The sequence below is a fragment of the Streptomyces sp. SP18CS02 genome, assembly GCF_036322365.1.
Lineage (GTDB): Bacteria > Actinomycetota > Actinomycetes > Streptomycetales > Streptomycetaceae > Streptomyces.
In genome coordinates this window covers 87585-111473 of record NZ_JAQYXC010000297.1, presented here as the reverse complement: position 1 = coordinate 111473, position 23889 = coordinate 87585, and the positions used below count along the sequence as shown (strand labels likewise).

Below are 23889 nucleotides of genomic sequence, written 5' to 3'. Positions count from 1 at the left end.
GCCGGTACGGCGGGGCGGCCGGGCAGCAGCGGCCCGGGTGCCCTGCCGGCCGTCCGGACGGACGCCCCGCCCGGCACCCGGCCACCCGGACGGCGGCGCTCGGGTTGCCGGGCGGCGGGACCCGGCCGAGCATCGGCCTCATGTTCAGTGGTGCGCACGTCATCATCTACACCGAGGACGCGGAAGCGGACCGGGCGTTCCTCAAGGACGTGCTCGGCTTCGACCACGTGGACGCCGGGCGCGGCTGGCTCATCTTCAGACTGCCGCCCGCCGAGGTCGCCGTGCATCCCGCGGCGGGCGCGCCGAGACACGAGTTCTATCTCATGTGCGACGACATCGAGAGCTCCCTGCGCAAGCTGACGGTCCGTGGGGCCGAGGTCGCCCAGCCCGTCAGTGACCAGGGGTGGGGGCTGCTCGCGGCGGTGCGGCTGCCGAGCGGCGCCGAACTCCCGCTGTACGAGCCCCGGCACCCCACCGCACACGATCTGTCACCCTGACAGCCCACCCCAGCGCGATCAACATCTCATATCTGAGATAACCTGCCGCCATGGCAGACGACTACCTCGTACGCATCGGCAAGCTCATCCGTGACGCCCGTCAGCATAGGGGCTGGACACAGACGCAGCTCGCCGAGGCGCTGGCCACCAGCCAGAGCGCCGTGAACCGCATCGAGCGGGGCAACCAGAACATCAGCCTTGAGATGATCGCTCGCATCGGCGAGGCGCTCGACAGCGAGATCGTGTCTCTCGGTTACTCCGGGCCCATGCACCTTCGCGTGGTGGGCGGGCGCCGGCTCTCCGGCTCCATCGACGTCAAGACGAGCAAGAACGCGTGTGTGGCGCTGCTCTGCGCCACGCTGCTCAACAAGGGCCGCACCGTGCTGCGCCGGGTGGCCCGCATCGAAGAGGTCTACCGGCTTCTGGAGGTGCTCAACTCCATCGGCGTGCGGACCCGTTGGGTCAACGACGGGATGGACCTGGAGATCGTCCCGCCCGCGCATCTGGACATGGAGGCGATCGACGCCGACGCGGCCCGCCGCACCCGTTCGATCATCATGTTCCTGGGGCCGCTGCTGCACCGCCTGCGCTCCTTCAAGCTTCCGTACGCGGGCGGCTGCGACCTCGGCACGCGCACCATCGAGCCGCACATGATCGCGCTGCGCCGGTTCGGTCTGGACATCACCGCGACGGAGGGGCTCTACCACGCGGAGGTCGACCGCGCGGTCTCTCCGGACCGCCCCATCGTGCTGACCGAACGCGGCGACACCGTGACCGAGAACGCGCTGCTGGCCGCCGCGCGCCACGACGGCGTGACCGTCATCCGCAACGCCTCGTCCAACTACATGGTCCAGGACCTCTGCTTCTTCCTGGAGGCACTGGGCGTACGGGTGGAGGGCATCGGCACGACGACGCTGACCGTGCACGGCGTGCCCTGCATCGACGTGGACGTGGACTACTCCCCTTCGGAGGACCCGGTCGAGGCGATGAGCCTGCTGGCCGCCGCGGTGGTCACGGAGTCCGAGCTGACCATCCGTCGCGTACCGATCGAGTTCCTGGAGATCGAGCTCGCGGTACTGGAGGAGATGGGCCTGGACCACGACCGCTCGGGCGAGTACACGGCGGACAACGGCCGGACGCGGCTCGTGGACCTCACGGTCAGGCCCTCCAAGCTGGAGGCCCCGATCGACAAGATCCACCCGATGCCGTTCCCGGGCCTGAACATCGACAACGTGCCGTTCTTCGCGGCGATCGCGGCCACGGCCCAGGGACAGACCCTGATTCACGACTGGGTCTACGACAACCGCGCGATCTACCTGACCGACCTCAACCGCCTCGGCGGCCGCCTCCAGCTCCTCGACCCCCACCGGGTCCTGGTCGAGGGCCCGACCCGCTGGCGCGCCGCCGAGATGATGTGCCCGCCGGCCCTCCGGCCCGCGGTGGTGGTGCTGCTGGCGATGATGGCGGCGGAGGGTACGTCGGTGCTGCGCAACGTCTACGTCATCAACCGCGGCTACGAGGAGCTGGCGGAGCGGCTGAACTCGGTGGGTGCGCAGATCGAGATCTTCCGCGACATCTGACGGCCCGCGACCTCCGGCCACCGCCCTGAGGAGGAGTGCCGCCGCGCCGGTTCGACCGTGCGCGGTGGCACTGGGCCGGGGCCGGGGGGCGGGGCCATGGCCGGAGCCGGGGGCCGGGGGCATTGTTCCGGCCCCACCGGCGGGCGAAGAGCGCCCAAGCCCTCGACCGACGCGCCGGCAGCGCTCACGCCACCGCCCCCGCCTATTCGTTCCGGAACACAGCCTTCTGGACGTCGCTCGGGCCCTCGAACTGCTCTGCGGGGGCGCCGGCGAGCTTCTCCACAAGGGCATCGTCCGCACCGTTGTCCTTGGCCAGCGTGACCAGGTGGTCGCGGCTGGCCGGGTAGTCGGCGCCCTTGAGTGCCTTCTGCAGGTCGATCGGACTGATACTCGCCATGGCTGTCTCCTCACTGGGTTGATGGCCGCGACTGTGGAACCCGTCGGGCCGGGGCCCTCGGCAGGTACATAGTGACCACAACGCCCTGAGCCACGCATGTCGGCCAAGCGCTGGACGGACGCGCGGAAGGCGCGGACCCTGGCACTGTTCATCCATGGTGTGATGGCGTCCCAACGGCCCAGGCAAGGACAACGGGCACCATCGGTCAGGTCACCTCGTGCGGTCCCCGCGCCGGCGGGGGTGGTCCGTAGTCGTCGCGCCGTCCGTCGGCGACGACCTGGTGGTCCCCGCGCAGGCGGGGGTGTATCGGAGGCCGGTAAGGCCGTCGAGGTCACCGACAAGTGGTCCCCGCGCAGGCGGGGGTGGTCCGAGGACCGACGCGTTCGGCCGCCCGGCCACCGCGTGGTCCCCGCGCAGGCGGGGGTGGTCCCGACGGCACCTGGGAGGTGCCCGGACAGCCAGGGTGCTCCCCGCGCGGGCGGGGGTCTTCCGCTCGAACCCTTCGCAGCGGTCATCTTGATGTAGCGTTCCCCGCGCAGGCGGGGGTGGACCGCGTCTCGCCGCGCTCATGTCGGGAGTCGGCGCTTGTCCCCGCGCAGGCGGGGGTCTTCCGGAGTCCACCGAGCACCACCACCGGCTCACTGGGCGTTCCCCGCGCGGGCGGGGGTGGACCGCAGTGGGGCGACCTGCTCGCCGCCATCGGCGGTGTTCCCCGCGCAGGCGGGGGTGGCCCGATCGGGTGGCACTTCGGCGGCTGCGCCGGGGGCCGCTCCCCGCGAGGCGGGGGTGTTCCGATCGAGATCCTCGGCGCCTTCGGCGTGCCCGATCGTTCCCCGCGCGGGCGGGGGTTTGTCGGGGGATGCCGCGTCGGGGCCGTCCTCGGGACGGAAGGCGACGAGGGTGAGACCGTCGAAGTCGACGGGTGTCCGCCGGCGTTCGCCGGCCGTGCGCAGGGTGTAGCCCTGTTCGTTGTCGTCCGGATGGACGAGTACCGCCGCGCCCGCTCCGATGGAGGCGCTGACCACGCGCCAGAGCTCGTCGCGGACCCGTGCCGAGAGAGTGCCGACGTACATGCCGGGTGTGGGTTCGATCATCCAACGGGTGAGTGCGCCGCGGACATGGTCCGGGACGGCTGTGGTGGTGAGGACGGTCATGGACGGCACGGGTCGTCCCCTTCTCCTTGACTCTCAGTGGGCCGCGTCGAGTTCGTCCTGCGGGGAGGCCCCCGGCGCGTGGCTCACGCCCGCGGGGACCGAGCCGACCTCCGGGTCCCACAGGTTGACCAGTTCCACCGCGTGGCCTTCGGGCAGGGGGGTGGCCTCGTCCGGTGCCAGGAGGGACTGGATGTCGGCCACGATCCGCGGCAGCAGCCTGTACAGGCGCAGTTGCTCGCGGAAGCCCCGCCGGGCCATCGCCTCGGGGTGCGGCGAGTCGTGCAGGGAGAAGGCGAGCGGGATGGTGAGTTCGGCCTTGTAGAGGTCGGCGATGTCGTAGACGAGGGCGTGCTGCTTCCCCTGGTGGACGAAGCCGAGCGCGGGCGAGCAGCCCAGAGCGACGATGGCCGCGTGGACGATCCCGTACAGGCAGGTGTTGGCCGAGGAGAGGGCGAGGTTGACGGGGTCCTGTTCGTCCCATGAGGCGGGGTCGTAGCTGCGCCGGAAGCGGCCGACCCGGTGCTGTTGGGCGAGCAGCTTGTAGAGCGCCTTGACCCGTTGGCCTTCCAGACCTCTCAGTTTGTTCAGCGGGGTGCTTGGCGGAACGGGGATGTTGAAGCGCTTGAGGTACATGTGCTGGGCTACGGCAAGGCGTCGCTCCGGGTCGCTCCACTGGTGGACCTGGTGTTCCAGCCATCGGGTGGTCAGTGCGTCGGACGTGGTCGCCGAATAGCAGCGGACGCCGCCCGATCCGGTGCACACCACGGTGGTGCCGTGGCGGGCGAAGGTGGCCATCGCGGGCTGGGTGATGGAGGTGCCGGGGCCGAGCAGTACGCAGCTCAGGGCCGCGGTGGGCAGGTAGACCCGGGTGGTGTCGCCGTCGGCGGTGGTCGTTTCGGCGCAGACACCCGTGTCGTCCTGCACGATGCGGACGACGTCCGCGTACAGGAACGACAGCGAGTCGCCGACCCTGGGGAGCATCGCGAGGGTCGGGGCGGCGATGCGGCGTCTGGCGGAGTTCTTGCCGCGGGCGGAGGCGGTGCCGGTCAGGGCGGTGTCGGTCATGGCGGTGTCGGTCATGGCGATGGCCTCAGGCGGCCGGACCGGCGGGGGCGAGGCTGAGCAGTCCGCAGCCGTAGGACTTGCTGCGGCCGATGCCGTTGAGGAGCGCGTGGCGCAGCGCTTCGGCGTCGCGGATCGTCGCGGTGCCGTCGAAGCGTGTGCCCTGGTGATGGACCGCCACCCTGTCCTTGCGGGCACCGCCGGCGGGACCGTGCCAGGCGGTGAGGGCGTCCGCGGTGTCGGACAGCAGGGTGTGGAGGGTGAGTCCGGCCTTCTGCGCCTGGGTGGACCACCACTGGTCGGCCTCGGGGCCCCGGAGGACGATGGCCTGCTTCCAGCGGCCCTCCGTGCTGTTGCGTCCGCAGCGTTTGACGGCGTTGCCGAGCAGCCGGTAGCGGACGGGGAGCCCGGGGCGCAGGGCGTCGAGCAGGGGCGTCAGCTCCCTGGTGCGGGCCTCCGCGTACGCGCCGGGCAGACGGCTGGTGTCGGGGGCCGTCCGGGTCTGCACGAGCAGTGCGGGGGCTCCGGTGCCGTCGTGGTCGAGGCGGAAGAGGAGACCGGCGCGGGCACGGGGGCTGTCGCCCAGTCCGTCGGGGACGAGGGTCATGACCCGTCGGTGCAGGGCTGCGGCGTCCCTGAGGTCGTGCTGGACCGCCCGGCTGGCGGGGTTGAGGCTCAGCTTGGTGAGCCAGGCCGTCGCGGGGCCGACGACGTCCGGGTCGGTCGGTGCGGCAGGGGCGGCGTGCGGGGTGGTGGTCATGCGTCGGTCCCTTCTGTTGCGGGCGGTTGCGCGTAGGCGAGGAGCGCGTCGAGGTATTCGGGGCCGTACCCCTTGCACAGATGGGCGGGGAGTCGGCAGCTGGTCGTGTACGAGGGACGGCTCCGGTACGCGCGGTCGCGGGGGCGCAGGCGGACGGGGTCGTCGTTGAGCGTGGTGACGGCCGCCCGGGAGGACGCCGGTGCCGGGAATCCGGGCGGGAAGGGGGTGTCGGCCGTGAACCGTACGGAGACGGTCTCCTCCGGGTCCGCGTCCGGTGCCGGGTGGTGCGGGGTGCCGGGGCGGGGGCGGGCCAGCGGCACGCGTGCGAGAAGTTCGGTGACCGGGTCGGGCACACGGGCGGCGAGCACGAGTGCCGCGCCGGGCGGACAGGAGCGGCGGCCGAGGTGCAGGGGCCAGTGCGGGGCGGCGAGCGCCCGGGCGCAGGCGGTGGTGAGTCCGGCGGCGTCCGGGGCGCCGGGCGCGGTGACCGCGACGGTGAACACCGCGTCGGCCAGGTAATGCCGCTCGGAGACGATGGTGGTCTGCCCGGCGCCGCGCCGCCCGCCCTTGGCGGTGGGTACGGTGCGATGGGCGGGCAGGCCCCCTCCGACGGTGTGGAAGTCACGCATGCGCACGCCGGGACGGTCGTGACGCACGGTGAACCGCAGCTGTCCGAGGCGGCTGAACGGCGTCGGTTCCCCGTCGCCCGCCGGATCGGTGACGGCCTCGTCCCGGGAGATGCCGAGGGCCGAGGCGATCATGCCGATGAGGCCCGAGCGGGTGGGGTGGGCGACGGTGTCCCGGTCGTTGAACGCGCTGTGCTCACCCCAGGATTGCAGGGGCCCGCCGAGCTGGATGAGGAAGCCGGTCACGCCGCGACACCCCCGGTCCCGGGCAAGGCCGCCGCCACGGCACGGGACACCAGCGCGGGATAGGACGCGACCCGGCCGCCCAGGGATTCGTGGCTGGTGTCGTCCACCCCGGCGTGCGCCCGGTACACGGCGCCGGTGTCGCCGAGGAGCGTGTTGACCCTGGCCGCGTAGGTCGTGAGAGCGGCGCGGGACGGCTCCGCCCAGCCGGTGCGGCCGGCCTGCACCGGCTGCTCGAAGGCCGCGGCGAGGGAGACGGGGCGGTCGGACCGGACCACGACGTGCACCAGGTCGGGGATGCTGTGGGGGGCGGTCGAGTTCTTCTTGGCCGAGGGCATGCTCTGGATGAACTCGGTCAGGAACGCCTCGGCGAGTTCGCGCGCCATCCGCGGGTCGCCCACGTTGCGGGTGAGGTCGAGCAGGTCGAGCGTGGCGTACCGATAGAAGACGCCGCTGCTGTACTCGCCGGTGTTCATGTGGGCGCTGCCGGCGTCGGTGGCCCATTGGTCGACGTCGTCCACCGCGGTGAAGAAGTCCGCCTGCACCGAGGTGCTGTGCGTGGTGAACGCGTGGGCGACCTGCACCGCGCCGTCGACTCCCGCGCCCGGGATCTCCGCCAGCATCCGGCCGAAGAGGGCGATGGAGCCGTTGCGGGAGCGCAGGATCTCGTGGATGGCGTCCTTGGGGAGCGCGGGCTTGGCCGCCGCCTTGGTCCCGAGGACCTTCTCCAGCTTGTCGCGGTGCTTCTCCGCGAGGTCGGCGAGGGAGCCGGCCGCCTCGTCGGGCAGGAACAGCAAGGAGGCGGTGGTGTCGTTGTTCTCCAGGTCGAGTTTGGACTCGGTCGAGGTGATGACCTGGACGCCGGCCAGCTCGGCCAGCTCCTCGGGCCAGCCCCTCTCGACGAGGTTCTTGGCCACCTGGAGCGGCAGCCGCCGGGTACGGCGGGCCTTGTGACCGATCCTGGCCTCCACCGCGAGCCGGGTGGGCCTCTTCCATGCCTGGCTGGAGACGCGGGTACGCGTGGTGCCGCCGAACGTGACGGTCTTCGGCGAGCCGAGATCGTCCCGATTGACGTTGCTGAACGGCAGCGTCTGGAGGATGTGCACATCCACGTAACGCGGGGCCGGCTCGGGTGCGTGGGTCGTCGGGTGTGCGGGGGTCTGCTGGGGTGCGGGGGTCGTCGGGGCCTGGGCCGTCGCGGTGTCCTGCGTCGTCATGTCGCGGTTCCTGGTTCTGTGTGCGGGGTGGGAAAGGGCCTGGTCAGGCGGGCCGCTCGGCGCGGCGAAGGGTGCGGTAGTAGTCCTCCAGCCAGCGGGTGGCGATGTCGTCGCGGCGGCCGGGCCACCGGACGAGGTCCCGCAGGAGGCGTCCGTAGTCGACGGAGACGTCCGCGGAGCCGAGCCGGCGCAGCACGGCGGGCAGCATGCGGTGCAGCCCCTCGATGTCCTGGCGTACGAGCAGGTGCAGTCGTTGCTCGGCGCCGTCCGCCTTGGACGTGTCCGCCGTCCGCTGCTTCGTGTCGCCGGTCGCCGGGGTGTTGTGGCGGACGCGACGGGCGGTGAGCTGGGCCATGCTCTCCCCCAGGCTCGTCCCCCAGGAGACCTTCGGCTGTGTCGCCGGGGCGCCGGTGGGGGCGGCCGACGCCGGTCGGCCCGGGGGCGAACCGGTGCCGGCCCCCGGTTCGACGGCTGCTCCCTCCGTTGCCCCCTCCATTCCGGCCGGTCGGACATCCGTTCCGGCCGGTCGGTCACCGGTTCCGGCCTGGCCGTCCGCGGCGCGCCGGGCATCCTCGTCGGCGCGGCGTTCCGCGCGGGGGCGAGCGGCGATCAGCGCGGCCACCGCGTAGTAGGCGCGCTTCTCGGCGGCGGGCGCGTGGTCGGGGACGAGCCCGCCGCGCAGGAGGGCGGCGTGCGTCCGGGCGGGGACCTCGTTCACGGGGCGTGCCAGGCCGGCCCGCAACGCCTGCTGGGCACCGGGGCGCCGGCACACCTCGCGCACGCGCGCGACGAAGGTGTCGAACGGAGCGAGTGTCTCGTGGCGCGGTACGGGCGGTGGGGTGCTGTCGGGCTGAGCGCAGACGATCAATGACGAGCCGTCGGAACGACGGGTGCTGCCGGGGGTCGGTGTGCCGTTTTCGTCGATGGTGAACTGCATGGGTCCTACTTCCGGAAGGGAGGAGCCGATGCCCGCGCATCGCGTGCGCGAGGCCGCCGCAGGTGCCGGTGGGGGCCGGGCGGGCAGGCGGGTGCGGGTCGGGCGGGGTGCCGGTGTGGATCAGGGGCGAGGGGCGAGGAGACTGCTGACCAGGCCGCGGGCGTCCTCCCGCGCTCTGGCACCGCGCGGCTGGGCCGCCACGGGTGCCGTCGTCTCGTCGAAGACCCGTAGCGCGATCCGGCCGAACGAGGGCAGGGCGCTGGAGAAGTCCTCGGCGTCCAGTGAGTCCCAGAAGCACTCTTCGGCCGCCGGCCAGTACGCCGCCAGCGCCGCTTCGGGCCAGGGCCCGCTGCCCTTGTCCCTGCCCTTGCCCTGCTTCGCCCGTCCACCCGCCTTGTCGCCGGTGAACGGCAGTGTGTACGCCCGCCAGGCGGTCCGCAGCGCGGTTTCCAGCCGCCAGGCGGCCTGTTCCGCTGCCTGGCGGCCTTCCTTGACGCCCAGGGCCAGTCGCGAGTCGGCCTGCGCGCCGGAGGAGGCGAGGAGCGGGAACAGCGGCGGGGTCACGGCGCTGAAGTGGGTACGGTCCCGGGTCTGACCGTCCTGGTCGAATCCGTGCGCGACGACCCGCAGATGCCGGAACGTGTCCTCGGGCAGCTGCCCCCCGGTGAGCCCTTCGAAGATCAGCGGCCTTCGGCTCGTACCACCCCGGTCCTGAAGGATCAGCCCGTCCAGATCCCGCCACAAGGCCCGCTCCGCGTCCGCCTTGCGGGGGTGCGGCGTGCCGTCCTTGGCCTCGTCCCAGATGAGGTACGGGTCCCGGACCGGCGGCCGGTTGGGACGCAGCGCCCAGGTGATCATCGCGTCCACGGCCCTCGTCCCGTCCGGGGAGGGCTTCAGCAGGACGGCGTGCTGGTGCTGCCCGGTCAGCATCGCCAGCGGGCCGGCCGCAGGCTCCGGCACCTGGAGGGGCGCCAGGGGGCGGCTGTCCTCCCACGGGCAGACGTCGTCCGATGCCGGGCGGGACGACGGCCAGGCGCCCGGGTCGGGAATGCCCAGGAGCAGCGATTCGTACAGGTTTCGGCCCAGGGGGTGGTAGGACAGCACCCGCCGCAGCGGCCCTGCCATCGTGTTGCCGTACCGCTCACCGTCGACGGTACGGGGCAGGCACTGTCCCGACGGCCCGTAGTACAGCTGGGCGAGGAGGTGCAATACGGCTTCACCGGAGGGGATCGGGGAGGGCTGGTCGTCCGTGAAGTGCCCGAAGAAGACCTGGTTGTTGCCCGAAGGGCGGCCCAGCACCAGCTTGTTGATTCCCGAAGTGGAGGCACACTGCTCTGCGAGCCGGGGGTCCTGAAGGAAGGGGCGTGCGGGGTCGTACAGCCCCAGCCCGTCCGCGCATCCGTCGAAGTACTTCTCCACACTGCCGGGCGGGAACGCCCCCTCGGACGCCAGCAGTTCGTACCGTCGGTCCAGCCACGCGTCCACACCGTCGTCGGCACGGTCGAGAGCCGTGATGCGTGCCGCCATCGCACACAGCACACGCATCAGTCCCGACGCCGCGGGGGGCAGCCCCACTCCCAGTCCCTGGAACTCGTGGGCGCGTAAGAAGAGTTCGCGCAGGCCGACCCGTTCCGTCGCACCGTCGCGTGTCAGCACGGGCAGCCAGGGGCGCAGGTCGAGGGAGTAGCGGGCGTCATCGACGGCGGCGGAAGACATGGAGAACGGCACCCCGAATCGGCAGGAGGCGGAACCAGCGGGTGGGAACGGCACCGGACAGGCCGTACCCTGAGGAACCTCCGCGGTCGGCGGAGAGACTCCGCGAGGGCGGAGGTGAACCGGTGTTGGCTGAGGTCGGAACCCAGGTCGGCATGGTCTCCCCGCGCAGGCGGGGGTCTGCCGCCGCTCCCACCCGCTGGATGCGGGCCGGATCGCAATGCGTCGGCTCCGATGAAGATGACAGTACGACAGGTGGATCTCCCTTCGCAGGGAAACTCCAATGTGTTCGCTGACGTAGGTGAAGACGATCACACGAGGCGTTCGGTCACCAGCCCGAGCGCATGGTCGTAAGTGATCCGCACGTCCCCCACCGTCGCTCCCACCGTGCGGCCCTCCCCTGTGAAGCGGTGCGGCAGGAGCACCAGGCGGGCCAGTCGCGGCTCCGTGCTCCAGGAGGCGGGTGGTCGATGCTCCGGGCCGCACGAGGCACGCCACGCGCCATGGGCCAGGGGGGCGACACGGCCGAGCAGTTCACGGACCTCGTGCACGGTGAACCGCCCGCCCGGCCCGCTGCCGGACTCGGGCAGGGGTTCGGTGCGTCCCTCGTCCAGCCACCGTCCCGCCTCGTCCTCGAACACGGGCAGGACCTGCACGGATTCGGCCCCCAGGCGCGTGCGGACCAGTTCCTCGTCGGCGTCACTGGTGGTGAGGGAGTGCAGCGAGGTGACCTTGCGGGGAGGCGGCAGAGCCACCATGTCCGCCAGGGAGGTGCGCGCCATGTCCTCGGCCAGACGCTCGAAGTCCCGCTCCATCAACCGCTCGGGGGCCGCTGTGGGGAAGTCCTCCGCGTACACACCGTCGACCAGTCCCTGTACGTCCTCCGGTACGGCGACGGGCGCGCCCTCGCGCTGCGCGAGCAGTTCGAACGTGCGGTGCAACAAGGACGGCGTGTACACCTCGCCCCACGCCCTCGGCACGGTCGGCTCGCCCTTCTCCCCCACCGGGGCGAGAACGACGAGTCGCGGGCCGTGCGCCCAGGCGGGACGGGGCGGGGCGGGGTTCCGGTGGCGCCAGATCCGGCCCGCCCGCTGCAGGAGCATCGCCATGGGTGCCAGGTCCGAGACGATCACGTCGAAATCCAGGTCGAGCGACTGCTCGATGACCTGGGTGGCCACGAGCACCGCCCCACGGGGACCGGTCGGCCGCCGGACCTGCGGCTTGTCCGTACGGCCGAACCATGACTCGGCCTCGGCGGTGATCGACGCGCGCCGACGGGCGGGAAACCGGGCGTGGAGCAGTCGCAGCCGGGGCCCGGCCGAGGCGTCGCGACGCTCCGTGTCCTCGTCCGCACGGTCGTCCCACCCTCGGTAGCCGGCGCCGTAGCGCTCCCGGTAGTGGGCGCGGAGGGCGTCGAAGGTCTGCTGCGCCTCGGCGACGGTCGTACAGATGACGGCCGCGCAGCCGCCCGCGTCGGCGACGTCCTCCAGCGTGTCCAGCAGCGTGGCGATCCGCCCGTCCGCAACGGCCGGATCATAGGTGTGCCGGACCCGGCGGACCTCGACGTCGAGGGCACGGCGCTGTTCGCTGACGATGGGTGCGGCGGGTTCGATGATCGCGGTGCCGTCCGCGGAGGCGTAGACCCATCCGGGGTAGGAGGGCGTGGGCAGTGCGCGCCCCTCGGCCGACGGGTCGGCGCCGGACAGATAGGCGCGCAGCGCGCCGCGCGCGATGTCCCCGGTCAGCGTCGCGGACAGCAGTACGACGGGGACTCCGAGGGCTCCGAGCCACTCCAGCAGGCGCAGCATCAGGGCGTGGGTGTAGGCGTCGTAGGCGTGGGCCTCGTCGATCACCACCGTCTTCCCGGAGAGGCCGAGGTGGCGTAACGCGTTCCTCTTGAGGGGCAGCACACCCATCAGTGCCTGGTCGATCGTGCCGACGGCCAGAGGGGCGAGGATGCCCCGGCCACGGCTGCGCAGCCAGCGGCCGGCCTCGACCGAGACCCCGGAGGTTCTGGCGGTGCCGGAGGTCCCGGCCGTCCTGGCCGTCCCGGCGACCGTGGCAGCACCGGGGACGGCGGGGTCGTGGTCGGACAGCACGCGCGGCTCGACCGTCCGGGGCCCGGGTCGAGGCGCCTGGCCCCCGGCGTAGGGGGCGTAGAGATCCGCCGCGCCGTGCAGGAGGGTGAGCTGGGAGGACGCCGACAGGTTCCGGCGCGCGAAGTCGACGAGGCGGCCGTACATCTGGTTCGCCGTGGCCTGGGTGGGCAGGGCGAAGAACACCCCACCGGAACCGCTTGCGGCACCCATCACCGACGCGGCGTACAGCGCGGTCTCGGTCTTGCCCTCTCCGGTGGGTGCGGTGACGAGGAGGATGCCGGGTCCGCCCAGGCGCGCACCGGTCAGTCCCTTCTCGACGCTCAGCTGCAAGGGGTGCGGCGTTGCGATGCCGGGGAACAGGTCACGGAATCCGCCGTCCCTGAACGCGATGCTTCCCAGGCCCGCGTCTTCGAGCAGCGCCGGCGCGAGTCGTTCCATACGGCCGGCGTGGGCGGTGAGGACCTGCGGGGACCCGAGGTCGGCGATGCCCGCGAGAGCCTTTTGCTGATCGGAGATGACGTGCTCCTGACTGGCGATCCAGTCCGAGACGATCACCACGCCGGCGAGTACCACCGCCTCCGCCACGGGCAGCGCCCGGGACGTGGGGGTCGGCGGGCGGCCGAGCACGTCGTACAAGGCCCGCACGTGCTCCTTCCGCTGCTCGGCCCACTCCCCCGCCCCCAACTCGGGCAGCCGCCACAGCGGGTCGCGCAGGTCCCCTGGCTCGTTGTCCCGGGGGTAGCGGCCGTGGTGGCCGCCGAGCACCTGGGACATCTGCGTGAGGAGCAGCGCGGCGGGGCGTCCGGACTGCGGATAGCCGAGCGCGATCAGCAACGAGGGCAGCGCCGCATGGGTGGCGTACTCATGCCGCAACCGAGCCGTCCCGCTGTCCGCGCCGCGATCGTGTGCGTACTCCGGTTCCCCGAGGAAGGCACGATGAGCGACACGGGTCTTGAGGATCATGTCCTGGAACTGAGGCGTGATCTTGCCCAGGTCATGCAGACCGGCCCAGAACATCACCTGGGCGCGGGCGTCCTCCAGGCCGAGCCCCAAGGAAGCGGCTATGCGCCGCCGTTGGGTCCCACTCAGCACCAGGTCCCACACGGCCCCGCAGACGAAGGCCGTGTCGACGAGGTGAAGGACGACCGGATACGGCTCGTCCAACCCTTCCGACTTCCCCTGAACCCGCGCATCGACCACGGCACCCTCCTCGGCGAACTCTGTTGCCGAAAGTCCACCACACAGCACTGACAATGCCTCCACCGACGGGCCCAACGAGACTGTGACCAGCGGGAATTCACGGCTCACCGACGTTCCTGGCCGTGTGCGCGAACGGCCTGACCGCCGACCGGGACATCTGCCACTATGAGGGCATGCCGAACGACCACCAGGCAGGCAAAGGAACGGCAAAGCGCCCGTGACGCCCCAGGTCAGGAAGTGTGGTCCCCGCGCAGGCGGGGGTGTTCCGGCCCACTCGTCGCCCTCCTCGTCCGTCTCCTCGTGGTCCCCGCGCAGGCGGGGGTGTTCCGGTCGGCGGCTGGCTGGTGCCGACGCTCCGCCTGTGGTCCCCGCGCAGGCGGGGGTGTTCCGACCCCGGAGGGAATCACGGACGGGCAGACCTCGTGGTCCCCGCGCAGGCGGGGGTGTTCCGTTCAAGCGGGCGCGACGGGTGCTTTCCGGAGGATGGTCCCCGCGCGGGCGGGGGTGTTCCGGCCGAGCGGCGCGCGGCGGGCAAGACCGCGGCGTGGTCCCCGCGCGGGGTGGGGGTGGGGCTCCGTGCGGGGTCGGGGCGCGCGTCAGTCCGGAGTGGAGCGGGAGCCGGTGCCGCCCGGTTCGACGGGGGCCCACGAGGGTTTCGCCGATGCCTCCGCCGGGTCCGGTTCGGCCAGCGTGAGGCCCCACGTGTCGTCGTCGCCGACGCGGGCCTCGATCTCCTTCACCTGGCCGCTCTCCGCGAAGTACAGGACCACGACCTGTCGTGTGGAGCCCTCGTCGTAGAAGTCGGCCGTCACCTCGCCACGGGCCGCGACGCCGAACGTACTGACCCAGTTGCGTGCCGTGGCCGCCGCGGACGTGTCGTCCACGGCGAGGTCGGCCAGCGCCTCGTCGTCACCGTCGGCGAGGCGCCACACCGCCTGCTGCACCACGTCGAGGCTCCCCCGCGAGGGGTAGCCCACCACGCGCAGCGGCTCATGGCCGGCGTAGTCGCTCTGGTAGGCCAGGTACTCGTCCGGGGCGCAGGCGCTCAGGAGCGGGCCCGTCGCCACGGCGAGGGCCAGGGCCATCGCGGTCCTTGCCGATGGGCGCTCACCGGGAACGGGACGGGATCTGCGCATGGCTGGAGGTGCCTTCGGTCGGGGGCGGTGAGGAGGCCGGTGAGGGGACGCGTCACCACGAGCCGGCCGTCGTCCCCGGAGACGGCCAGGGCACCCCGTCCGGTTCCGGCCGCGGCGGAACGGTTACCTGGATCACTGCGCGGCCGGCGCCCCGGACGAGGCGGCACTGTCAGACCGATGGGCCACGCTGGTCCCATGCTGACTCTCAGTGCCACGGACGAACTGGCCGTCGACGTCACCGGCGCGATCCGCTCGGGTGATCCCGGCGCGCTCCGGCTGCTGCTCGCCGAACACCCCGGCCTGGCCGCTGCCACGATCAGGGAGACGCGCGAGGACCGCGGTCCGGGCGTGCGGAGCCTGCTGCACATCGCGGCCGACTGGCCCGGCCACTTCCCGGGCGGGCCGCAGGTCGTGGCCGTTCTCGTCGCCGCGGGCGCCGATCCCGACGCCCGCTTCGCCGGTCACCACCGCGAGACGCCGCTGCACTGGGCCGCGAGCAACGACGACGTCCCCCTCCTCGACGCCCTCGTGCGGGCCGGGGCCGACATCGAGGCGTCCGGCGCGGTGATCGGGGGCGGCACCCCGCTCGCCGACGCCCGGGGCTTCGGTCAGTGGCGCGCGGCCCGCCGGCTCGTCGAGCACGGGGCGCGGGTCGACCTCCAGGACGCCGCGACCCTCGGCCTCCTCGACCGGGTCGAGGCGTATGCCACCGCCCCTGTGCCGCCGACGCCCGAGGAGATCACCAGCGCCTTCTGGGGCGCCTGCCACGGCGGGCACCTGCCGGCCGTCGAGTACCTGCACCGGTACGGCCCGGACATCGACTGGATCGGCTACGACGGCATGACGCCCCTCGGCGTCGCCCGCGCCCACGGAGCCGACGAGGTGGTCCACTGGCTGACCGCACGGGGAGCCACGGCCGGCCCGGCCGGCCAGGCCCGTGCCGACGGTGGCGCGCGGCCATGAGGCGCACGACGGCGGGGCGCTCAGCGGGCCGGGCCGGGGCGCCGCGCGGGGCCCGGCACGAGGGCCCGGTCGCGGTCCTGGGCCCACAGCGAGCGCACATGGCCCAGGTGGCGGGCCATGCACTCCTCGGCCGCCGCCGAGTCGCCCGACAGCATGAGGTCGAGCAGTTCGTGGTGCTCCTGCGCCGAGGCGACGAGCATGCCGCGCTCGTCGAGAGCCGTCAGGCCGTACAGACGCGAGCGCTTGCGCAGGTCGCCCACGGTCTCCACCAGGCGGTCGTTGCCGCTGAGGGCCAGCAGGGAGAGGTGGAAGCGGCGGTCGGCGTCGAGATAGCCGATCAGGTCGTGGTCACGGGCGCTGGTCACGATCTCCTCGGCGACCGGCCGGAGTTCCTCCAGCTGGTGGCGCGTGGCGGAGCCGGTGATGGCACCGATGGTCGGCACCTCGATGAGCGCGCGCAGCGCGGTGTACTGGTCGAGGTCGCGTTCGCTGACCTCGGTGATCCGGAAGCCCTTGTTGCGTACGGGCTCGACGAGGCCCTCCCGGGCCAGGTCGAGCATCGCCTCGCGCACGGGGGTCGCGGAGATGCCGAAGTCGGCGGCGAGCGCGGGCGCCGAATACACCTGCCCGGGGCGCAGTTCGCCCGCGATCAGCGCGGCACGCAGGGCGTGGGCGACCTGGTCGCGGAGGCGCTCCTGGGTGGTGATCAGGTTGTGCTGCTTCAGGTGGCCACCCATGGCGCTACCTCCGTGACTGCGTGACAGGTCTGCGTACGATCTCACGGGCTCACGGACGTCAGAGCAGGAAGCCCGCCGGGAAGGGGTCCGACGGGTCCAGGAAGTACTGCGCGGTGCCGGTGATCCAGGCGCGTCCGGTGACCGCGGGCACGACGGCGGGCAGGCCGCCGACGGTGGTCTCCGCGAGGAGCCGGCCGGTGAACCGCGTACCGATGAAGGACTCGTTGACGAAGTCGCGGTCGAGCGGCAGTTCGCCGCGGGCGTGCAGTTGGGCCATTCGCGCGGAGGTTCCGGTGCCGCAGGGCGAGCGGTCGAACCAGCCCGGGTGGATGGCCATGGCGTGCCGGGAGCGGACCGCGTCCGAGCCGGGTGCGATCAGGTAGACGTGCTTGACGCCGCCGATCCCGGGGTCCTCGGGATGGACGGGGCGGTCCGCGGCCTCGATGGCGTCCATGATGGCGAGCCCGGCGGTGAGCAGGTCGTCCTTGTGGGCCCGGTCGAAGGGCAGTCCGAGGGCGTCGAGCGCGACGAAGGCGTAGAAGTTGCCGCCGTACGCCAGGTCGTAGGTGACGGTGCCGAATCCGGGGACGTGCACCTTGCGGTCGAGGGCCGCGCAGAAGGCGGGGACGTTGGTGAGGGTGACGGACCTGGCCTCGCCGTCCTCCACGCGGACGTCCACGGAGACGAGCCCGGCCGGGGTGTCGAGGCGGACGGTGGTGACCGGTTCCGTGACCGGCACCATGCCGGTCTCGACGAGGACCGTGGCGACGCCGATGGTGCCGTGACCGCACATCGGCAGCAGCCCGGAGACCTCGATGAAGAGGACGCCGTAATCGGCGTCGGGGCGGGTGGGCGGCTGGAGGACGGCGCCGCTCATCGCGGCGTGGCCGCGCGGTTCGTACATGAGCAGGGTGCGGATGTGGTCGAGGCGCGTGGCGAAGTGCTCACGCCGTTCGGCCATGGTGGCGCCGGGGACGACGCCGACGCCGCCGGTGATCACGCGGGTCGGCATGCCCTCGGTGTGCGAGTCGACGGCGTGGTAGACGTGTCGGGTCCGCATGTCAGTGGAGTCCTTCCGCGAGCGCCTTCTCGGTCGCCGCCCTTACGGCGGCCTCCTGGGCGCTGTCGAGCGGGGTGCGGGGCGGCCGCGTGGGGCCGCCGGGGAGGCCGGCGAGGTCCATGGAGAGTTTGATCGCCTGGACGAAGTCGGTCTTGGAGTCCCAGCGCAGCAAGGGGTGGAGCGAGCGGTACAGGGGCAGCGCGGTGTCCAGGTCACGGGCTGCGGCGGCGCGGTAGAGGGCGACGCACGCGGTGGGCAGGGCGTTGGGGTAGCCGGCGACCCAGCCCACGGCGCCGGCCATGGCCAGCTCCAGCAGTACGTCGTCGGCGCCGATCAACAGGTCGAGTCCGGGGGCCAGTTCGCCGATCTCGTAGGCACGGCGGGTGTCTCCGCTGAACTCCTTGACGGCGACGACGCTGCCGTCGCCGTGCAGCCGCGCGAGCAGGTCCGGGGTGAGGTCGACCTTGGTGTCGTAGGGGTTGTTGTACGCGACGACCGGCACGCCCGACCGGGCGACCTCGGCGTAGTGGGCCCGTACGGAGCGCTCGTCGGCGCGGTAGGCGTTGGGCGGCAGCAGCAGGACGCTGCCGGCACCCGACTCGGCGGCCTGGTCGGCCCAGCGGCGGGCCTCGGCGCTGCCGTAGGCGGAGACGCCCGGCATGACGCGGGCCCCGTCGCCCGCTGCTTCGACGGCGACGCGCACGACGCGGGCCCGTTCGTCGTCGGTGAGTGTCTGGTACTCGCCGAGCGAGCCGTTGGGGACGACACCGTCGCAGCCGGCGGCGATGAGCCGGGCGACGTGCTCGGCGTAGGCGTCGTAGTCGACGGAGAGGTCGGCGCGCAGCGGCAGGGCGGTGGCGACCATGATGCCGTGCCAGGGGCGGGGGCGGGTGTCGGCGTTCATCATTCAGCTCCTGGTGGTTGTGCCAGATGACGCAGGGGGACGGGGCAGGAGAGCGGGCGCCGGTCGGGCGCGGGGTCCTCGCCGGCGAGGCGGGCGACGGCCTGTCCGCACATCCGGCCCTGGCACCAGCCCATCCCGGCGCGGGTGAGGAGTTTGACGGTGCGGGCGTCGTGGGCGCCGAGCTCCGAGACGGCCTGCCGGATCCGGCCGGCCGGGACCTCCTCGCAGCGGCACACCTCGGTGGTGGCGTCGAGCCAGTCGGTCCAGCCGGGGCCGGGCCGGTGGGCGGTGGCCATGGCGTCGGCGAACGCCCGCAGCCGGGCGCGCCGACGGGACAGGGCGGCGAGCGCGGCGGGGCGGACGCCGGGCGGGGCGGCGGGTGTACGGGGGCGGGGCGGCGCGGCGCGCAGGTCGCGTGCGATGTCGAGGGCGGCGATCCGGCCTTCGGTGAGGGCCAGTTCGGCGCCGCCGATGCCGCCGGTCTCACCGGCCGCCCAGACACCGGGGACGGAGGTACGCTGCCGGTCGTCCAGCTCCAGGGCGGGCGTTCCGTCGGGGGCCCGGCGGGTGGCGCAGCCCAGGCCGGTGGCCAGCTCCAGCTGCGGTACCAGGCCGTGTCCGACGGCGAGCGCGTCACAGGGGATGCGGCGTGCGCTCCCGGGCAGGGGGCGCCAGTCGTGGTCCAGCCGCATGACGGTGACGGCTTCCACGCGGCCGGTGCCGTGGGCGGCGGTGACGGCGTGCCGGCCCAGCAGCCGGGTGGTGCGGCGCAGGAGGGCGGTGCCGTGGACGACGCCTTCGGCCAGCTTGCCGGGGTTGCGCACGAGGGCGGGGAGATGACGGGCGTACGCGGGGTAGCCGGCCGCCTCGACGACGGCGGGCACCCGGACCCCGGCGTCGGCCAGCGACCGGGCGACGGCGAGGAGCAGGGGGCCGCTGCCCGCGACGACGGTACGGCGGCCGGGTGTCACGAGACCGGACTTGAGCATCGCCTGGGCCCCGCCCGCTCCCACCACTCCGGGCAGCGTCCAGCCGGGGAAGGGAAGTTGCCGTTCGTATGCCCCGGTGGCGAGGAGGACGGCACGGGCCCGGACCGTGGCCGGGGTCTCCTCGGGGCCGACGACGGCGTGCAGGAGCCAGGTGCCGGCGGCCTGGCGGATGTTCTCGCTGTTGCCGCTGTCGGTGTGGTCTGCGGTGTCTCTTCTGGGGCCGTGACTGTGGCTGGGGCTGTGACCGTGGCCAGGGCACGTGCTGCGGCCGCCGCCGTCGGTCGTCTCCTCGCCGCCACCGTCGGTCGTCTCCTCGCCGCCGCCGTCGGCCGTCTCCTCGCTGCCGCCGTCGCTCTCGCGTACCACCGTCCAGACATGATGGCCGGGCAGGTATCGGACGTCTCCCATGCGGCGCATGAGACGCCGCGCCACGGGATGGGCCTCGCCGAGCCCGAGGCCGGGCGCCGGGTGGCGGTAGATCTGTCCGCCCGGCCGCTCCCCCGCGTCGAGCAGGGTGACGTTCAGTCCGAGGCCGGCCGCGTCCACGGCGGCGGCGAGGCCCGCGGGGCCGGCGCCGACGATGGCGAGGTCCACCGGCTCAGGCGACGTCGTCGGCATGTCCGGTGCCCTCCTGGGTGGTGATCGTGTCGCCGGGGCGGGCCGGGACCTGGCAGGCGCGCTGGTTGGGGCGACCGTTGACGGTGGCCAGGCAGTCGTAGCAGGTGCCGATCCCGCAGAACGCGCCGCGCGGTGCGCCGCCGCGCCGGGTGGTGCGCCAGGCGAGGATGCCCGCGGACCAGAGGACGGCCGCGATGGTCTGGCCCGGCCGGGCGGTGATCGGGCGCCCGTCGAAGGTGACGGTGAAGGGCGCGGGTCTCATCGGGCGTCGCCTCCTGCTGGTCCGGAGTGGTCGGGCCCGGCGGAACGGTCCGAGCGGTCGGGCCCGGCGGGCTTCTCGAAACGGTCGGGGCGGAACGGTTCGAGGTCCAGGGCCGGCCGTTCGCCGTTCAGCGCCCCGGCGACGAGCAGGCCGGTCGCCGGTGCCAGGCCGATGCCCGCGCCCTCGTGGCCGCAGGCGTGGTGCAGGCCGGGCACGCGCGGGTCGGGACCGATGGCCGGAAGGTGGTCGGGGAGGTAGGGGCGGAAGCCGTGGTAGGCGCGGATGGCCCGCACCTCGGCCAGTGCCGGGAACAGCGCGACGGCCTGGGCGGCAAGCCGCCGCAGCGCCTCGGTGGACAGCGTCCGGTCGAAGCCGACACGCTCACGGGTGGCGCCGATCAGCACCGGCCCGGCGGGGGTGCCCTCCACCACGGCGGACGACTGGAGGGCGGCCGAACCGCTGGCCACGTCGGCGATGTAGTCCGCGGCATACACCTTGTGGCGCACGAGACGCGGCAGGGGCTCGGTCACCAGGACGAAGCCCCGGCGGGGCAGGACGGGCAGAGGGGCGCCCGCGAGTGCGGCGAGGTGACCGCCCCAGGTGCCGGTCGCGTTGACCACGGCGGGCGCGTGGAGCTCCCCCTGGGTGGTGCGTACGCCACGGATGGCGCCATCCGGGCCGGTGAGCAACGCGGTGACCTCCTCGCCGAGCCGGACGCGGGCGCCGGAGGCGCGCAGCAGCCGGGCGGCGGCAGCGGCGGGCTGGACCTGGGCGTCCTGCGGGTAGTGGAAGCCGCCGGCCAGGCCGGGTGCGAGGTGCGGTTCGAGGTCGCCCAGGGCGTCCGCCGCGATCTCGCGCACCTCGGTCCCCGCCGTCCGCTGCCCCTGGGCGAAGGCGCGCAGCGCGGTGAGGGCGGTCTCGTCGGCCGCGACGACGAGGCCGCCCTTGGGCTCGTACTCGATCTCCGGCGGGAGGGTCGCGGCGAGTTCGCGCCACAGCCTGGTGGAGAGCAGCGCGAGGGCGAGCTCGGGGCCCGCCTCCTTGTCGGAGACGAGCAGATTTCCTTCTCCGGCGCCGGTGGTGCCGCCCGCGACGGGGCCGCGGTCGACGACGGCGACGGAGAGGCCGGAGCGGCCCGCGTAGTACGCGCAGGCGGCCCCGACCACTCCGGCGCCGATGATCACGGCGTCCAGGACGTCCGGCACGGATCTCGGGTGTCTCGTGGGCACGGCAGTAATATTTCACATACCACTGTGCCTGTACAGGTGTCGTGTTCGGTCAATGTCGTTGCGCGGGGCGCGAGTTGGCGGTTCAGCCGCGCAGCGGGCCCTCGCAGGTGAAGGGTGAGGTTCCGGCTCGCCGGTCGGCCCAGATCTCCACCTCGCCGAAGGAGCAGTTCATGTCCGCGAGGTTGGTGGACGCCGCGCCGGCACGGTCGAGCAGGAAGTGGTCGACCGTCTCCGACATGTCCCGGAAGACCGCGTCCGGGTTTCCCGCGTCGGCGAGGTTCGCGGTGATCAGACCGGTGCAGACGAAACGGCGCCGGCCGGCGGTGTCACCGTTGTCCACGCAGCGCGGATCGGCGGACGTGGCCGCGGCGAAGGAGGTACGGACGGCCTCGGCCGTCGTGTCGCGCAGCCGGTCGCCGGGCGTGTAGGTGGTGTTCGGCACGAACAACTCGTCGACCTTGGCGATCTGCTGGTCGAGGAAGGCGTCGTAGTCCCGCTGCAGCGCCGCGTCCCGGCCCAGCCGGCCGCGCCAGGCGTCGAAGGCCGCCGGGTCGTCGGCGCGCAGGTGCCCGTACATCTCGCGCAGCAGCGCGGGGCGCCGCGTCCACAGGAACTCGAAGAAGGTGCCCGCGTAGCCGTAGAAGCGGAAGCCGTCCCCTGCGTAGGTGGAGTGCAGCAGCCGGTCGACGCCCATCCGCGGGCCGCCTCCCGCCGTGTCCGCGATCACGCTCCTGACCAGGGACCTGCGGACGGCGACACCGTCGTCGCGGGTGGCGCCGGCGAAGAACTCCGCCGTCCCCTCGTCCATGGCGGTGGTCCGGTCGGCCTCGTACCAGGGGCCCTCACCGAAGTAACCGGGCACCGCGAAGCGGCCGTTGAGGTAGTGGACGTACTCGTGCCGGAAGAGCTCCTCCAGGGTGAGCGAGGAGTCCTGCGGTACGCGCCGCTGGTAGGTGTAGAAGGTCGCGCCGCGCTCGATGTAGATGCCGCCGTTGTCGGTGTCCATGCCGGTCAGCAGCGGATGGTAGTTCTCGTAGTCGGCCCGGGAGGCGTACAGCACGACCGTGAGGACCGTGTTGGTGTCGCCGGCGAGCGGCGCCTCGGTCCCCAGGACCCGCTGGAACTGCGCCTTGACCTGCTTGCTCGCGTAATAGAGCTGGTCGACGGTCGCCCCGTCGAGTCCCGTGCGCACCTTGATGGCGCCGCGGTCGTAGCCGGGGGCGTACGGGAAGATCTCGCGTTCGATGTCCTCCTTGCAGACCCGGTACGGCGCGCACGCCCCGTAGAAGTTCAGCCAGGTGGCGAGCCGGGCCCACGGGGCGCTGCCCCGCCCGAAGCCGCGTACGACGGGATCGAGGAGCGCGCCGACGTCGGTCACGATGCCGGGACGGAGGGCGTCGATCTGGCCGAAGCGGCCGTACTCGGCGAGCGCGTCGCGCACGACCCATTCGTTGGGCGTTCCCTTGAGGTGGGTGTGCCCGGCGAACCTCTTGAAGGCCGCGCGGTACGTCGCGTTCTGCGTGACCACCGTGTGGAAGGCGGTGTCCCGGTTGCCGGGGTACACGCCGAGGTAGTTGACGGAGAGGGCGGCCAGGGCCGCGTTGCCCCAGGCCGGATCGCTGTGCGTGCCGGCGTGGTACTGGTCCATGGTGGCGAGCACCTTCTGGATCAGGCCCAGCTGGGAGTGGCGCAGCCCGGGTGCGCTGCCCGCGTAGAGCGCCTCGCGCAGGGTCTCGGCGTTGGTGCGGGTGATGTCGAAGGTGCGGGCGGCCGTGCCGAAGGCGTGGATGGCGCGCCGCATGGCTTCGGTGGTCGGCGGGTCGGTGACGTCGATCTCGGTGCGTGCGAAGTCGTGGTACGCCACCGCGTGGAGGTAGGTGAACAGCTCCAGCAGATGGCCGCCGTTGCGGCCGTCGTGGCCGGCGGCCAGGGCGGACGCCCGCCGGGAGACCGCCTGGACGTGGGCGTCGGACATGACCGGGGCGAGCCGGGCGTCCCAGGTCCAGATCAGGCCGCGCAGACAGCCGTCTGCGGTGACGGCCCGGTCGGTGAGGAAGTCCGCGAACGGTTCGGGGCCGAGGCGGGTGACGCCGTCCAGGGAGCAGGGCGCATACGCGGTCGCGGCCGGCCGGGCCGGGGCCCCCGGGCCGGGCACCCTGGCGTCGGTACGCCCGCCGGGGGCCGCGACGGGTCGCGGAATCCTGGCGGGTGCGGACGCGAGGCGTTCCACCTCATCGTGCGCGTCCTGGCGTGCGCCCGCCGGGGCGGGCTTCGCGGTGCCGGTGCCGGTACCGCCAGCGGTGGCGGCACCGGCGAGGGTGGTGGTGGCGGCGGTGGCGGTGGCCATCGCGTTCGGGGCGGCCATGGCGGTCGCGGATGAGATCGGGCCCGCCGGGCCGAGCAGTGTGGCGGCGGCGACGCCCGTGACGAGGAGGGTCCTGCACACGGTTCTTATCTGGGACGGCTGGGACACCAGTGCTCCTGTGTGGGAGGTGGGGAGTGGTCC

The 23889-nt window shown here is 73.0% G+C and carries 19 protein-coding genes, 1 pseudogene and 1 CRISPR repeat array; of the genes and pseudogenes, 3 read left to right on the top strand and 17 right to left on the bottom strand.

Annotation, left to right across the window (positions count from 1 at the left end):
- Nucleotides 1-140 precede the first annotated feature (140 nt).
- Both PUR26_RS29245 and PUR26_RS29240 read left to right on the top strand, forming a co-directional pair.
- Complete coding sequence (locus PUR26_RS29245; protein ID WP_329876912.1) at nt 141-497, top strand: VOC family protein; 357 nt, start codon at nt 141-143, stop codon at nt 495-497.
- Between the two features lie 50 nt (nt 498-547).
- A complete protein-coding gene (locus tag PUR26_RS29240) occupies nt 548-2077 on the top strand; it encodes a helix-turn-helix domain-containing protein (RefSeq protein ID WP_329876910.1) in 1530 nt (509 codons plus the stop codon).
- Nucleotides 2078-2279: 202 nt separating this feature from the next.
- Here the strand turns inward: PUR26_RS29240 and PUR26_RS29235 are convergent, their stop codons facing one another.
- From PUR26_RS29235 to PUR26_RS29190, 10 genes and pseudogenes are all read right to left on the bottom strand, one after another.
- Nucleotides 2280-2474 carry a DUF2795 domain-containing protein gene (locus PUR26_RS29235; protein ID WP_329876908.1) on the bottom strand — a complete coding sequence of 65 codons (195 nt, stop codon included), beginning with the start codon at nt 2472-2474 and terminating at the stop codon, nt 2280-2282.
- An 878-nt stretch (nt 2475-3352) separates the two neighbouring features.
- A pseudogene (gene cas2e, locus PUR26_RS29230) lies at nt 3353-3637 on the bottom strand (type I-E CRISPR-associated endoribonuclease Cas2e); the annotation flags it as partial.
- Nucleotides 3638-3661: 24 nt separating this feature from the next.
- The gene (gene cas1e / locus PUR26_RS29225; protein WP_329877216.1) at nt 3662-4609 is read right to left on the bottom strand and encodes a type I-E CRISPR-associated endonuclease Cas1e; all 948 of its coding nucleotides are present in this window, start codon (nt 4607-4609) and stop codon (nt 3662-3664) included.
- 109 nt (nt 4610-4718) lie between these two features.
- Complete coding sequence (cas6e, locus tag PUR26_RS29220; protein ID WP_329876906.1) at nt 4719-5450, bottom strand: type I-E CRISPR-associated protein Cas6/Cse3/CasE; 732 nt, start codon at nt 5448-5450, stop codon at nt 4719-4721.
- Nucleotides 5447-6322 carry a type I-E CRISPR-associated protein Cas5/CasD gene (gene cas5e / locus PUR26_RS29215; protein ID WP_329876904.1) on the bottom strand — a complete coding sequence of 292 codons (876 nt, stop codon included), beginning with the start codon at nt 6320-6322 and terminating at the stop codon, nt 5447-5449. The genes cas6e and cas5e overlap by 4 nt, the downstream gene beginning before the upstream one ends.
- On the bottom strand, nt 6319-7536 hold the full coding sequence (gene cas7e / locus PUR26_RS29210; protein WP_329876902.1) for a type I-E CRISPR-associated protein Cas7/Cse4/CasC: 1218 nt from the start codon (nt 7534-7536) through the stop codon (nt 6319-6321). Before cas7e ends, cas5e begins: the two co-directional genes overlap by 4 nt.
- A gap of 43 nt (nt 7537-7579) precedes the next feature.
- The gene (casB, locus tag PUR26_RS29205; protein WP_329876900.1) at nt 7580-8473 is read right to left on the bottom strand and encodes a type I-E CRISPR-associated protein Cse2/CasB; all 894 of its coding nucleotides are present in this window, start codon (nt 8471-8473) and stop codon (nt 7580-7582) included.
- 120 nt (nt 8474-8593) lie between these two features.
- The gene (gene casA / locus PUR26_RS29200) at nt 8594-10189 is read right to left on the bottom strand and encodes a type I-E CRISPR-associated protein Cse1/CasA (RefSeq protein ID WP_329876898.1); all 1596 of its coding nucleotides are present in this window, start codon (nt 10187-10189) and stop codon (nt 8594-8596) included.
- A 308-nt stretch (nt 10190-10497) separates the two neighbouring features.
- The gene (gene cas3, locus PUR26_RS29195; protein ID WP_329876896.1) at nt 10498-13485 is read right to left on the bottom strand and encodes a CRISPR-associated helicase Cas3'; all 2988 of its coding nucleotides are present in this window, start codon (nt 13483-13485) and stop codon (nt 10498-10500) included.
- A 239-nt stretch (nt 13486-13724) separates the two neighbouring features.
- Nucleotides 13725-13997: direct repeats of the CRISPR family, unit length 29 nt; unit sequence GTGGTCCCCGCGCAGGCGGGGGTGTTCCG.
- Nucleotides 13998-14081: 84 nt separating this feature from the next.
- Nucleotides 14082-14570 carry a hypothetical protein gene (locus PUR26_RS29190; RefSeq protein WP_329876894.1) on the bottom strand — a complete coding sequence of 163 codons (489 nt, stop codon included), beginning with the start codon at nt 14568-14570 and terminating at the stop codon, nt 14082-14084.
- Nucleotides 14571-14816: 246 nt separating this feature from the next.
- On the opposite strand from PUR26_RS29190, the gene PUR26_RS29185 reads away from it, so the two are divergent.
- A complete protein-coding gene (locus PUR26_RS29185) occupies nt 14817-15584 on the top strand; it encodes an ankyrin repeat domain-containing protein (RefSeq protein WP_329876892.1) in 768 nt (255 codons plus the stop codon).
- A gap of 20 nt (nt 15585-15604) precedes the next feature.
- Here PUR26_RS29185 and PUR26_RS29180 read toward each other — a convergent pair whose 3' ends face one another.
- The 7 genes from PUR26_RS29180 to PUR26_RS29150 form a co-directional block, all read right to left on the bottom strand.
- Complete coding sequence (locus PUR26_RS29180) at nt 15605-16321, bottom strand: GntR family transcriptional regulator (RefSeq protein ID WP_329876890.1); 717 nt, start codon at nt 16319-16321, stop codon at nt 15605-15607.
- 58 nt (nt 16322-16379) lie between these two features.
- Nucleotides 16380-17381, bottom strand: coding sequence for a proline racemase family protein (locus PUR26_RS29175; protein WP_329876888.1), 1002 nt, complete (start codon nt 17379-17381; stop codon nt 16380-16382).
- Nucleotide 17382: 1 nt separating this feature from the next.
- The gene (locus PUR26_RS29170) at nt 17383-18285 is read right to left on the bottom strand and encodes a dihydrodipicolinate synthase family protein (protein ID WP_329876886.1); all 903 of its coding nucleotides are present in this window, start codon (nt 18283-18285) and stop codon (nt 17383-17385) included.
- Nucleotides 18285-19892, bottom strand: coding sequence for an NAD(P)/FAD-dependent oxidoreductase (locus PUR26_RS29165; protein WP_329876884.1), 1608 nt, complete (start codon nt 19890-19892; stop codon nt 18285-18287). The genes PUR26_RS29170 and PUR26_RS29165 overlap by 1 nt, the downstream gene beginning before the upstream one ends.
- Nucleotides 19873-20154, bottom strand: a complete 282-nt coding sequence (locus PUR26_RS29160; RefSeq protein ID WP_329876882.1) for a (2Fe-2S)-binding protein — start codon at nt 20152-20154, stop codon at nt 19873-19875. Before PUR26_RS29160 ends, PUR26_RS29165 begins: the two co-directional genes overlap by 20 nt.
- Nucleotides 20151-21383 carry an NAD(P)/FAD-dependent oxidoreductase gene (locus PUR26_RS29155; RefSeq protein WP_329876881.1) on the bottom strand — a complete coding sequence of 411 codons (1233 nt, stop codon included), beginning with the start codon at nt 21381-21383 and terminating at the stop codon, nt 20151-20153. The genes PUR26_RS29160 and PUR26_RS29155 overlap by 4 nt, the downstream gene beginning before the upstream one ends.
- Before the next feature lie 82 nt (nt 21384-21465).
- Nucleotides 21466-23829 (bottom strand): collagenase, encoded by a 2364-nt coding sequence (locus tag PUR26_RS29150; RefSeq protein WP_443077207.1) that lies wholly within the window; start codon nt 23827-23829, stop codon nt 21466-21468.
- Nucleotides 23830-23889: the final 60 nt, after the last annotated feature.